We start from the raw sequence: 10612 nt of genomic DNA on the forward strand, positions 1-10612 counted from the left end.
GCACTTGTGTGGTGCTGGTGGGCATCAGGGACCGCCCTGAGCAGTCTGCGACCAGTGGGAGGCACCGTGCAGACCGATATCGATCCGCGCCGCCTGATCGGCCGCAAGGCATTCGATCGCAAGGGCACCAAGATCGGAACGGTGGATGAGGTCTATCTCGACGATGCGACGGGCGTCCCCGAGTGGGCGGCCGTCCGCACCGGCCTGTTCAGCAGAGACGCCTTCGTCCCCCTGGAACCCAGCGAATTCGTCGACGACGCGCTGCGCGTCCCCTTCGACCGCACGCTGATCAAGAACGCGCCGGACTTCGGTGTCGGCAGGCATCTCTCGCCCGAGCAGGAACTCCAGCTCTACCGCCATTACGGACTGGACTCCTCGCCCCCGGAGGAACCGTCCACCGACCGTGACTTCGGCAGGCTGGCGGGCCAGGAGGAGTAGTCCGGCGCTTCTCGGACGAGCGGCAGCGGATCGGCGGGCCGCAGCAGCGGATCGTCGATACGGAAGGTGAGAACCCGGCCGGGTGCGCTCCACGGTTCCTCGAACCGGACGGTGACCCGGCCGATGCCGCTCCCCTGCACCCAGCCGTGCCCGTGCTCCTCGTGGTGCACGTCGTGTCCGGCGGGCCAGCGCCGGGCGGCGAGCTGCTCGGCGCTGTCCGCTTCCGGTTCCGGGACGGCCTCCTCCCCCGGTGCCTCCACGGCCTGCTCCTGCGGCTCGTGGGAGCGCCGCTCCAGCTCCCGGGCGTCGGCGGCCTGCGCGAACAGATCCTCCTGGGTGAAGTCGGCCAGCCCCGTGACTCCCACGCCCAGGAGCCGTACGCCGCCGGTGGTGTCGACGGACTCCAGCAGCCGCCCGGCCGCCTCCCGCACCACCGTGGGGTCGTCCGTGGGCCCCCGCAGCGTCTCGGAGCGGGTCAGCGTGGAGAAGTCGTAGCGGCGCACCTTCAGCACCACCGTGCGCCCCGACCGGTCCGCCGCGCGCAGCCGCTCCACGCACCGCACGGCCAGCCGCTCCACCTCGGCGCGCACCCGTACCCGGTCGTGGAGATCCACATCGAAGGTGTCCTCCACGGATACGGACTTGGCGTCCCGCTCGGCGACCACCGGCCGGTCGTCGAGTCCCAGGGCCATCCGGTAGAGCCCGTGCCCGTGGGCCTTGCCGACCAGCCGTACGAGCTCCGCCTCGCCCGCTTCGGCCAGGTCGTGGACGGTGGTCATCCCCGCCCGTCTGAGGTGGTCGCCGGTGGCAGGCCCGACCCCTGGCAGGACGCGGACGGACATGGGGGCGAGCAGCTCGCGCTCGGTGCCCGGCTCGATGAGCAGCAGCCCGTCCGGTTTGGCCTGCTCGGAGGCGATCTTGGCGAGCATCTTGGACCCGGCCAGGCCGACGGAGCCGCTGAGTCCGGTCACCGCCCTGATGGCCACCCGCAGGCCCTCCCCCGTCGCCCGGGCCGACGCCGCGTCGTCCGCCGCCCCGCCGGCCTCCAGGTCGACGAAGGCCTCGTCCAGGCTGAGCGGCTCGACCAGGGGCGACAGCCGCCCCAGAAGCTCCATCACCTGGTCGCTCACCGTTCGGTACAGCGAGAAGCGGGGCACCAGATAAGCGGCGTTCGGCGCGAGCCGCCGGGCCTGGGCGGTGGGCATCGCCGAGTGCACCCCGAGGCGCCGGGCCTCGTACGAGGCGGTGGCGACCACTCCGCGCGGCCCGAGGCCGCCCACCACGACCGCTTTGCCGCGCAGGCTCGGCTTGGCCGCCTGCTCCGCCGACGCGTAGAAGGCGTCCATGTCCAGATGAAGGATGGTGGGCGCGGGTCTCACACCGTCGATGCTGCCCTACGGCACTGACAACGGGACGGCCCGGCGCCCCGTGGGGTGCCGGGCCGTCCCGTGCTGTCCAGCTGTCTGTCCGTCCGTCCCGGATCGTCCGGGCCGCTATCAGCCCGCCCGGTTACGCCGCCGGGCCAGCTCGTCCGCGGGGTTGTGGCCGATGAGCGTCTCGCCGGTGTCGACCCGCTCCCCGTGCAGCTGCGAGAGGGCCACGTCCACGTCCCGCCAGACGACGCCCACGGCGATCCCGAAGACGCCCTGCCCGCCCTGGAGCAGGCTGACGACCTCGTCGGGCGAGGAGCACTCGTAGACCGTGGCCCCGTCGCTCATCAGCGTCATGCGCTCCAGATCCTGAAAGCCCCGGGCCCGCAGATGCTGGACCGTGGTGCGGATGTTCTGGAGAGCGACCCCGGTGTCCAGGAACCGCTTGACGATCTTGAGGAGGACCACGTCCCGGAAACTGTAGAGACGCTGGGTCCCCGACCCGTAGGCCGGACGCACACTCGGCTCGACCAGGCCCGTACGCGCCCAGTAGTCGAGCTGGCGGTAGGTGATGCCCGCCGCCGCGCACGCCGTCGGTCCGCGATAGCCGATATCGCTCGCCGCTGCCACGCCGTCCGCTGCCACCGCGGCCGGCTGTACCGGCTGCCTGATGGTGTGGTCGGCTCCACTGCCGTGCTGCGGATACGGCCCACCCGCCGCCGTACCGTCGCCGCTGCTTCTCACGCCGACCTCCGTCCTTGACCTGCCCACTCGAAGGTAGGCAGTCACTCGGGGTGCGTCAACGATCGCCACACTCGGCACGCCGAGTGATAATCACCCTGAGGGTGGTTTCCCGTGACTCGTTTCCGGGAAAGGCTTGCCGGATGCGCTGACGACACCCCTGCGGGACGGTCACTGACTGTTCGTACCGAAGTCCTCCGGAGAGATCTGGTCGAGGAATTCGCGGAACTTCTCCACCTCGTCCTCCTGCTCGTCGGGGATCGCGATGCCCGCATCGTCCAGCACGCCGTCACTGCCGTAGATCGGCGTGCCGGTCCGCAGGGCGAGCGCTATGGCGTCGGACGGCCGGGCGCTCACCTCCACTCCGCTGGCGAAGACCAGCTCCGCGTAGAAGACCCCTTCGCGAAGGTCCGTGATGCGCACCTCGGTGAGCTCCTGGCCCACGGCCTCCAGCACGTCCTTGAACAGGTCATGGGTCAGCGGCCTGGCCGGAGCCATGCCCTGCTGGGCGAAGGCGATCGCGGTCGCCTCACCAGGACCGATCCAAATGGGGAGGTACCGGTCGCCTCCCACTTCACGCAGGAGAACGATCGGTTGGTTGGAGGGCATTTCCACCCGGACACCGACAACGTCGAGCTCGTTCACACAGCAACCCTAGGACGTGCTCGCCATGTTTGGGTAGTCGGGCTCCGCCGAGGTCAGTGCAGACGGCTCCGCAGAGCGGTCTGGACGAGTGCCGCGTGCAGCCGGACGGACAGCTCCGCGAGCTCGTTCGCGGTGGCCTCCGCATGGGCTCTGGTCTGCGGATTACGGTGTCGGCGCAGCGGGGCGACCACCTGCTCCACCAGGCCCGCCTCCCGGTCGGCGGAGGCCCGCATGGCGCGAAGGTGACGCGGTTCGAGTCCGAATCGCCCCAGGTCCGCGACCAGCTTGGCCACGGTGACCATCTCGGCGTCATAGCCGCCCTCAGGGGCCGGAACGATGAGCCCGTAGGACTCCCACTCCTCCAGCCGCTCCTCGTCGACCTCGGCCGCCGCGAGCAGCTCGGCGCGCCCGATCCGCACGGCGGTGGCCGCACCCGGACCTGCGGCGTCCCAGACCCCGTCGGCCAGGTCCCGCCGATCGCCCGGAGAGGGCAGGACGGGCTGTTCTCCCCGCGCCAGGGCGTCCAGGTGCTCCCGGATGACCTTGAGCGGCAGATAGTGGTCCCGCTGCATGCGGAGCACCTGGGCGAGGCGCTCCACATCACGCGGGGCGAACTTCCGGTATCCGGAAGGAGTGCGCTGCGGCTCGATGAGCCCCTCGGCCTCCAGGAACCGGATCTTGGAGATGGTGACTTCGGGAAACTCGTCGCGCAGCTCGATGAGCACCGTACCGATGCTCATCGAGCCCTCTTCCGCGGTGACGGCGCCGTGACCGGCACCGCCTGTCGGTGTTCGCAGCATGGGCCTTCCTGGGGGTCCCCCCGGACAAGGAGTCCGGGGGCTGGTCACACGCCCCGCGGGCTCGCATAGAAGACCAGGCGGTACTTTCCGATCTGGACTTCGTCGCCGTTGGACAGCTGGACCGAATCGATGCGCTCACGGTTGACGTAGGTGCCGTTGAGGCTGCCGACATCGCCCACGGTGAAGCTACCGTCCGGACTCCTGCGGAACTCCACATGACGGCGCGACACGGTCACGTCATCAAGAAAGATGTCGCTCTGCGGGTGACGGCCGGCCGTCGTCAGATCACTGTCGAGCAGGAATCGGCTTCCGGAGTTCGGGCCGCGCCGCACGACCAATAGGGCCGAACCGCCCGGCAGCGCGTCGACGGCCGCCTGAGCCTCCGGGGAGAGCGAGGGCAGAGCCGTCTGCCCCGTCGCCTCCGCCTCGTACGCCTCAAGTCCCGAGATCGAGATCGTCGACGTCGTCTCCGAGGCGCGCTCGGGTACGCCGCCCCGCAGCGGCGTACCGCAGTTGGAGCAGAACCTGCTGGCCTCCGCGTTGCGGTGACCGCACCTCGTGCAGACCGGCATCGACGAGCCCTCCGGGGTGAACCCTCCACCCGCACTTGAGGCTGATGGTTCGCCGAAACCTATTGCCCCGGCACCGGCAGGGTCAACGGACGACACGCCGGGTCCGCCCGGGGTACCGGACACCTCGTCACGGAAGAGCGGACGCTCCGCCTCCGGCTCCTCGGCCTGACCGTGGCGCGGAGCACGGTGGCGGGCAGCACTGTTGCTGTCCTCGCGTGCACTCTTCCCGAACAACTTCGCAAACAACTTCACGGGCGATTCCCCTTGACCGACATAGACCCGCCCGTGGGGCAGGACGAACCCTGAATGAATACACCTGCCGACCCGGACATCTTCACAACGTCCGTATCCACTCGACAGTTTCCACCACGCACCACCAATCCGGTGCGGCGACCCCCCGCAAGCTCCCGACCCGGTCCACCGGCTCGTACGCTCACCGCACTCACGGGGATGACGACCGAGCGTAGTCAGGCCGCTGCGACGGTCGCAAGGCGTCGACCACGATGTCGTCGGACCGCTCCACGACCACCGTGGCCTGCTCCTTCTCCAGCGTCTGGACCACACCGCCGGGGATGTTGAGCGCGGGCTCCAGGTCCTGGGGCTGGCCGATGACCGTGAACTCGTACGGCGCCTCGATCTTCTCGCCGTCCACCTGGACGTCCCCGCCCTCTCCGGCGAAGTAGGTGTTGGCCACCACCCGCACCCCGTTGACCTCGATGGCCTCGGCGCCCGCCGCCCGCAGCTCCTGAAGCGCGTCGAGCAGCATGTCGGGCGCGACCGCCCGGGCCGGGTCACTGACCGTCAGGGTGATGCCGGGCCCCTGTGCCGCCACGGTGCCCGCGAGGATGCCGAGCTGACGCTCCTTCTCCCGCGTCTGCTTCCGGGCCTCCTCGGCCTGGTCGGAGCTGTTCTCCAGCTCGGTGCGCTGGTCGTCCAGGCGCTGCTTCTCGTCCTCCAGGCGCTGCGTCCGGTCGTCGACCTCGTCGAGGATGCGGACCAGGTCCTCCTGTCGGGCACCGCGCAGCGCACTGTCGTCGCCGGCGGACCGCACCTGAATGGCCAGCCCCAGACCGAGCCCGAACAGCAGCAGGGCGACGATGAGTTGGGCCCGGCTGAGCCGGGGCGGCCACAGGCCCGCCAGCAGTCTCTGCCGCCCGGAGACCTCCTCCACTGCGGGCGGGGGCACGGGAGCTTGCGGGGTGGCGGGCGCGCCGTCCTCGGGCTGGGGGCCGCGGGTGTTCTCGTCGTTGTTCATCGGCCTCAAGCCCGGAAGACGTGGCGGCGGATCGCCGCGGCGTTGGAGAAGATCCGGATGCCGAGCACGACCACCACACCCGTGGAGAGCTGAGCGCCGACCCCCAGTTTGTCGCCGAGGAAGACGATCAGCGCGGCCACCACGACGTTGGAGAGGAAGGAGACGACGAAGACCTTGTCGACGAAGATGCCGTCGAGCATCGCCCGCAGACCGCCGAAGACGGCGTCAAGCGCGGCGACCACCGCGATCGGCAGGTAGGGCTCGACCACCGCCGGTACCTCGGGCCGGACCAACAGTCCGACCACGACTCCCACGACGAGGCCCAGTACGGCGATCACGATGTGCCCTTCCCTGTGTCTGCCGCACCACTGTCGGCGGCCTTCGGCTCTGCTGTACGGACGATCAGGCTCGGCGCGGCCGGAAGCCGCACCTTCGCCTGGTCGGACATGCTCGTGCGAATGTCGAAGCTCTCCTTCAGCGCGTTCAGATACTGGCCGTCGGCGCTGTCCCGGAACGCGGCCGCGAGCTTCTTCCCGTCCCCCACCACGAGCACCGTGTACGGCGGTACAAGCGGCCTGTTGTGGACCAGTATGGCGTCGCCGGCGGCCCGGATGGCGGACAGCGCGGTGAGCCTTTGCCCATTGATGGCGATGGCCTCGGCGCCGGACTCCCACAGCCCGTTGACCACACGCTGCATGTCCCGGTCGCGCACCCGTCCGGTGTCGGTGAAGCCGCTGGACTCCCGCGGCCCGCCGCCGCCCTGGTCGGTGTTCTTGGCGTCGTCCACGACGAGCTTCACCCCCGGGCCCTCGACCGGGGTCGCCCCGGCCAGCAGGGACACCAGCTCCCCCTGGGCTCCCCCATGGCGCTCAAGGGCCTTGCGCTGGCGTTCGCTCACGTCGGCGCGGAGCTTGTCGACATCCGACTCCAGCGTGTCCGCCGCTCTGGTCTCCGCGTTGATGCGGTCGATCAGTTCCTCGCGCTCTTTCGCGACGACCGGGGCCGCGATCCGTGCCTCGGCCGCGCCGAGGGTGACCACGAGGGCGGCCACCACCAGTCCCGCCCCCAGCCAGAGCTTCGACCTGAGCGTACGGGGCAGGCCCTCGCTCCCGTCGGCCTTTCGGCGCGCCGCGGCCTCCGCGTAGCCCTCGTCGAGGCTGTGGTCCATCACGTTGTTCAGCAGCGACATGGAGGCGTCGGGGCGTGCGGGCGGCGAGGCGGTGCTCCGATCGGGGGACTGCTGCGACATGCCGCACATCGTCGCACGTCACCACGGCTGCCGCCGAATGGCCCCACCGGGTGTGCCGGAAGCCCCTTCCCGGGGCGTTCCGGCACACCGGGTCACAGCAACTAGCTGCCCGCGCTGTCCACGACCGCGGACCACTCGTCGAGCAGCGCCTGGGCCGAAGCATCGTCCGGGCCTTCCGCCCACAGATGCGTCACGGCCTCGGCTCGGTCGGGCAGGACCATGATCCACCGCCCGTCCGCCTCGACCACACGCACCCCGTCCGTGGTGTCCACACTGCGGTCACCGGCCGCTTCGACGACCCGCCGCATGACGAGCCCCTTGACGGCCCAGGGCGTCGCCAGATCGCGGCGCAGGACATGGGCGCGGGGGATGCGCGCGTCGATCTGGCTCAGGGTGAGCTGGGTGCGCGCCACGAGCCCGATGAGCCGGACGAAGGCCGCCGTCCCGTCGAAGACGCTGCTGAATTCGGGAACGATGAACCCGCCGCGCCCGTCTCCCCCGAAGATGGTGGCTTCCTCACGGCCGACCCTGGTCAGGTCGTCGGGCGAGGTGGTCGTCCATTCCACCTGCGTACCGTGGTAGGCCGCCACCTGCTCGGCGACGCGCGTGGTCGTCACGGGCAGGGCGACCCGGCCGCTGCGCCGCTCGGCGGCGACGAGATCGAGGAGGACCAGCAGGGCCCGGTCGTCCTCGATGATCCGGCCCAGTTCGTCGACGAGGGAGAGCCGCTCCCCCACCGGGTCGAACCGCACCCCGAAGGCCGCCCGGGCCGAGGACACGATCTCCCCGAGCCGGACGAGCCCCGCGCGCCGGGTGTCGGCGGACTCAGTGGGCCGCGACTCGTCGAGCCCGGGGTTGATCGTCAGCGCGTCCACCCCGAGCCGCCCGAGCAGGCTGGGCAGAACGAGTCCGGCGCTGCCGTTGGACGCGTCGACGACGACCTTCAGCCCGGAGTCGGCGATGCCCGTGATGTCGACGTTGCGCAGCAGCGAACCGGTGTACGAGTCGAAGACGCTGGACGGGAAGTACAGGTCCCCGATCTCACCGGGGAAGGCCCTGCGGTACTCCTGGCGCGCGTAGACCCGGTCGAGCTTGCGCTGCTGGGCCTGCGAGAGGTCCGCGCCGCGCTCGTCGATGAACATGATGTCGACGGAGTCCGGCACACCCGGCGACGTACGGATCATGATGCCGCCCGCGCTGCCGCGCGCCGTCTGCTGCCGGGCCACGGGCAGGGGGACGTTCTCCAGGTCCCGTACGTCGATGGCGCTGGCCTGGAGGGCCGAGATGACGGCCCGCTTGAGTGCCCGCGCGCCTCGGGAGTGGTCACGGGCGGTCGTGACCGTGGACCCCTTCTTGAGGGTCGTGGCATAGGCGCCCGCCAGCCGTACGGCCAGCTCCGGCGTGATCTCGACGTTCAGAATGCCGGAGACCCCGCGGGCGCCGAAGAGATGTGCCTGTCCCCGGGATTCCCAGATCACCGAGGTATTGACGAACGCACCGGCCTCGATGGTCTTGAACGGATACACCCGTACATTGCCCTGGATGATCGACTCCTCGCCGACCAGGCATTCGTCACCGATGACAGCGCCGTCCTCGATCCGGGCCGCACGCATGATGTCGGTGTTCTTGCCGACCACGCAGCCGCGGAGGTTGCTGTGCTGTCCGATGTAGACGTTGTCGTGGACCACGGCCTTGTGGAGGAAGGCACCCGTCTTGACGACGACGTTCGACCCCACCACCGTGTGTTCGCGGATCTCTGCGTCCGCCTCGACCTTGGCGTAGTCGCCGATGTACAGCGGCCCGCGCAGCACGGCGTCGGGGTGGACCTCCGCGCCTTCGGCCACCCACACTCCGGGCGAGATCTCGAAGCCGTCGAGCTCCACGTCGACCTTGCGCTCCAGGACATCGGCCTGGGCCTTCACATAGCTCTCGTGCGTACCGACGTCTTCCCAGTAGCCCTCGGCGATATAGCCGTAGATGGGCTTGCCTTCCTTCATCAACTGCGGGAAGACATCACCCGACCAGTCGACGGAGGTATCGGCCTGGACGTAGTCGAAGACCTCGGGCTCCATGACGTAGATGCCCGTGTTCACGGTGTCCGAGAAGACCTGACCCCAGGTCGGCTTCTCCAGGAACCGCTCGACCTGCCCTTCCTCGTCCACGATGGTGATCCCGAATTCCAGCGGGTTGGGAACCCTGGTCAGGCAGACCGTGACGAGTCCGCCCTTTTCCTTGTGGAAGGCGATGAGGTCGGTGAGGTCGAAGTCGGTGAGCGCGTCACCGGAAATGACGAGGAAAGTGTCGTCCTTCAACGCCGCCTCGGCGTTCTTCACGCTGCCCGCGGTGCCGAGTGGCTTCTCCTCGTTGGCATAGGTGAGCTCCATCCCGAGCTCCTCGCCGTCCCCGAAATAGTTCTTGACGAGGGAGGCGAGAAACTGGACGGTCACCACCGTTTCGCTGAGCCCATGCCGCTTCAGCAGCCGCAGCACATGCTCCATGATCGGCCGGTTGGCCACGGGCAGAAGCGGCTTGGGCATGCTTGAGGTCATGGGACGAAGGCGTGTGCCCTCGCCGCCAGCCATCACGACGGCCTTCATGTCGGAAACGTCCTCCTAGAAGAGACGACGGTTAGCCGACTTCGCCCGTCGGGGCATCATTCAAGACAACTGCCGCGGACCGGCCACACTGCGCGGCACCGCATCAACGAGCTCAATCGGCTACTGCATCCGCCTTGACGAGTCGGCGGACCTGAACCACGTAGAGGATCCCTGCCCACCAATAGAGCGTTGTACCCCATCCTGCGAACGCCCATCCGAAAACGGCAGCCAGTGTTGCCAGCCAACCACTCCCGTCGCTGAGCAGCAACAAGGGGAACGCGTACATCAGGTTGAAAGTTGCAGCTTTCCCGAGGAAGTTGACCTGCGGCGGCGGATAGCCGTGGCGGCGCAGGATGGCCACCATCACGAGCAGCATCAGTTCCCGGGCGAGCAGGGCCGCTGTGAGCCAGAGCGGCAGGATCTCCCGCCAGGTGAGACCGAACAGGGTGGAGAGGATGTAGAGGCGGTCGGCAGCCGGGTCCAGGAGCCGGCCGAGACTGCTGATCTGGTTCCACCGTCGGGCGAGCTTCCCGTCGAGGTAGTCGCTGATGCCGCTGAGCATCAGCACCAACAGCGCCCAGCCGTCGCTGTTGGGACCGCCGAACACGGGGCGGAGAATCAGCCACAGGAAGAGCGGCACCCCGACAAGGCGAGCCATGCTGAGGATGTTGGGGATGGTGAGGACCCGGTCCGTCTGGACCCGAGTCTCCTGGACCTCCACCCGGGGGCCTCCTGTGAAGAACGTGCCAATGATGCCCCCTGACCTTACCCGCAGCTTCTGCCGACGGATGCACAGGGGTCGGCGCTCAGCTCTTGCTGCTGAACGCAGAAAAGCCCCGTACCTTGCGGTACGGGGCTTTCCCGGAAAAATTGTTCGGCGGCGTCCTACTCTCCCACAGGGTCCCCCCTGCAGTACCATCGGCGCTGAAAGGCTTAGCTTCCGGG

General features: G+C 69.1%; 11 protein-coding genes and 1 rRNA gene. 1 reads left to right on the top strand and 11 read right to left on the bottom strand.

Annotated elements, in window-relative coordinates; translation table 11 throughout:
* Nucleotides 1–66: 66 nt before the first annotated feature.
* Nucleotides 67–438 carry a PRC-barrel domain-containing protein gene (locus ACZ5WC_RS27685; RefSeq protein WP_468543345.1) on the top strand — a complete coding sequence of 124 codons (372 nt, stop codon included), beginning with the start codon at nt 67–69 and terminating at the stop codon, nt 436–438.
* Here the strand turns inward: ACZ5WC_RS27685 and ACZ5WC_RS27690 are convergent.
* The 11 genes from ACZ5WC_RS27690 to rrf all read right to left on the bottom strand — a co-directional run.
* Nucleotides 360–1817, bottom strand: coding sequence for a DNA polymerase IV (locus tag ACZ5WC_RS27690; protein WP_468543346.1), 1458 nt, complete (start codon nt 1815–1817; stop codon nt 360–362). The genes ACZ5WC_RS27685 and ACZ5WC_RS27690 overlap by 79 nt on opposite strands.
* Before the next feature lie 117 nt (nt 1818–1934).
* Nucleotides 1935–2552 (bottom strand): MerR family transcriptional regulator, encoded by a 618-nt coding sequence (locus ACZ5WC_RS27695; RefSeq protein ID WP_468543347.1) that lies wholly within the window; start codon nt 2550–2552, stop codon nt 1935–1937.
* 168 nt (nt 2553–2720) lie between these two features.
* Nucleotides 2721–3194 carry a bifunctional nuclease family protein gene (locus ACZ5WC_RS27700; RefSeq protein WP_006123076.1) on the bottom strand — a complete coding sequence of 158 codons (474 nt, stop codon included), beginning with the start codon at nt 3192–3194 and terminating at the stop codon, nt 2721–2723.
* A gap of 53 nt (nt 3195–3247) precedes the next feature.
* Complete coding sequence (gene ftsR, locus ACZ5WC_RS27705; protein ID WP_468543348.1) at nt 3248–3994, bottom strand: transcriptional regulator FtsR; 747 nt, start codon at nt 3992–3994, stop codon at nt 3248–3250.
* A gap of 44 nt (nt 3995–4038) precedes the next feature.
* Nucleotides 4039–4818: an FHA domain-containing protein gene (locus tag ACZ5WC_RS27710; protein ID WP_468543349.1), complete on the bottom strand. Its 780-nt coding sequence runs from the start codon at nt 4816–4818 to the stop codon at nt 4039–4041.
* A 190-nt stretch (nt 4819–5008) separates the two neighbouring features.
* Nucleotides 5009–5821: a DUF881 domain-containing protein gene (locus ACZ5WC_RS27715; protein ID WP_468543350.1), complete on the bottom strand. Its 813-nt coding sequence runs from the start codon at nt 5819–5821 to the stop codon at nt 5009–5011.
* 5 nt (nt 5822–5826) lie between these two features.
* Complete coding sequence (locus ACZ5WC_RS27720; RefSeq protein WP_003970459.1) at nt 5827–6159, bottom strand: small basic family protein; 333 nt, start codon at nt 6157–6159, stop codon at nt 5827–5829.
* The gene (locus ACZ5WC_RS27725) at nt 6156–7070 is read right to left on the bottom strand and encodes a DUF881 domain-containing protein (protein WP_468543351.1); all 915 of its coding nucleotides are present in this window, start codon (nt 7068–7070) and stop codon (nt 6156–6158) included. Before ACZ5WC_RS27725 ends, ACZ5WC_RS27720 begins: the two co-directional genes overlap by 4 nt.
* A gap of 101 nt (nt 7071–7171) precedes the next feature.
* Nucleotides 7172–9667, bottom strand: coding sequence for a sugar phosphate nucleotidyltransferase (locus ACZ5WC_RS27730; RefSeq protein ID WP_468543352.1), 2496 nt, complete (start codon nt 9665–9667; stop codon nt 7172–7174).
* 112 nt (nt 9668–9779) lie between these two features.
* Complete coding sequence (locus ACZ5WC_RS27735) at nt 9780–10388, bottom strand: CDP-alcohol phosphatidyltransferase family protein (protein ID WP_468543353.1); 609 nt, start codon at nt 10386–10388, stop codon at nt 9780–9782.
* A 151-nt stretch (nt 10389–10539) separates the two neighbouring features.
* Nucleotides 10540–10612: ribosomal RNA gene (gene rrf, locus ACZ5WC_RS27740) — 5S ribosomal RNA — on the bottom strand; the annotation flags it as partial.

It is taken from the genome of Streptomyces sp. NPDC033165, assembly GCF_055577965.1.

Bases quoted from the DNA above. Each gene is read 5' to 3' on its own strand.
- ftsR (WP_468543348.1), bottom strand. From the start codon at position 3,994: ATGCTGCGAACACCGACAGGCGGTGCCGGTCACGGCGCCGTCACCGCG.
- ACZ5WC_RS27725 (WP_468543351.1), bottom strand. From the start codon at position 7,070: ATGTCGCAGCAGTCCCCCGATCGGAGCACCGCCTCGCCGCCCGCACGC.
- ACZ5WC_RS27715 (WP_468543350.1), bottom strand. From the start codon at position 5,821: ATGAACAACGACGAGAACACCCGCGGCCCCCAGCCCGAGGACGGCGCG.
- ACZ5WC_RS27730 (WP_468543352.1), bottom strand. From the start codon at position 9,667: ATGAAGGCCGTCGTGATGGCTGGCGGCGAGGGCACACGCCTTCGTCCC.